Here is a 1,118-nt window from a genome sequence, read left to right as displayed (position 1 = left end):
CGTCGGCAATGCCCCGCGCTTTCAGCGACTGCAAGGCTTCTTCAGAGCGGGCGGCGGCCACCACGCACCCGGCACCCAGGTGGCGGGCCAGTTGCAGGGCGATCTGGCCCAGCGTGCCGGTGGCACCCAGCACCAACACGTTTTCGCCCTTCTGGATCTTGGCCTGCTCCAGCGGCACGATGGCCCCGGTAGCTGCAATGCCCATGCTGATGGCGGTTTTGTCGTCCACGTTGTCGGGCACGGCCCAGACTTCTTCGGCAGGCACCAAAGTGCGTTCGGCCCAGGCGCCAAAGGGCAGCACCGAGCGCTCGCCAAAGTACACCCGCTGCCCGTCCGGGTTGCGGCCTACGCCCTCGCCACGGATCACGCAGGGGTATTCCACGCCCAGGCGGTACGCACCCAGCACGTCCCAGCCGCCCAGTCCTGCGGTGTCCACGTCGATCAGCACAGCGCCTTCACGCGGCTCGGGTTCGCGGAACTGGCCCACCACCGGCGGGGCTCCACGTTCAAAAATAATGGCTGCTTTCATCTTTTTCCTTGGTCACTTACAAAAATCAATGCGTCGGGGGGAGCACCACGTGGGTGGCCGAATGCCCGATACGGGTGGGGCCGTACAGCAGCAGCTTGCGCCCTTCGATGGCGGCAAACAGCTTGAACAGTTGAGCATCGTCCTCGGGCCCGGCGCGCAGCACATAGGCTTCCAGCGCGGCTTCGGGGTCGCCCGAGGCAAAGGCCTCCATGCCCACCGGGCCGCGGTAGCCCATGGCATGCAGCGCGCGGGCGATACCGGGGTAGTTGATTTCGCCGGTGCCGGGCTCCATGCGGCCGGGCACGTCGGCCACCTGCACTTCGCCAATCCAGGGCAGGCAGCGTTGGCAGAGTTCGACCAGGTTGCCTTCGCCGATCTGGGCGTGGTACAGGTCCAGATTCAGGCGCAGGCGCGGGTGGTTCACGGCAGACACCAGGGCCAGGGTGTCTTCGGCCCGGCCAAAGGGCACGCCGGGGTGGTCTACCGGCAGGTTCAGGTTCTCTAATGTGAAGGTCACGCCCTCGGCATCGGCCAGATCGGCGATGCGGGCCAGAGTGTCGCGGGCTTTGAGCCACATCGCACCGGTGAC

1 protein-coding gene and 1 pseudogene are annotated in these 1,118 nt (G+C 66.5%); both read right to left on the bottom strand.

Annotated features, from left to right (window positions below; translation table 11 throughout):
- Positions 1–529: pseudogene (locus AC097L_RS25725) on the bottom strand (zinc-binding alcohol dehydrogenase family protein); the annotation flags it as partial.
- A 25-nt stretch (positions 530–554) separates the two neighbouring features.
- On the bottom strand, positions 555–1,118 hold a 564-nt coding region (locus tag AC097L_RS25720), incomplete at its 5' end, for a TIM barrel protein (protein WP_479589533.1).

It is taken from the genome of Rhodoferax sp. RT5P35 (genome assembly GCF_056521385.1).
Note: the sequence above shows the minus strand (reverse complement) of the source record. Positions and strands in the feature narration are given on the sequence as shown.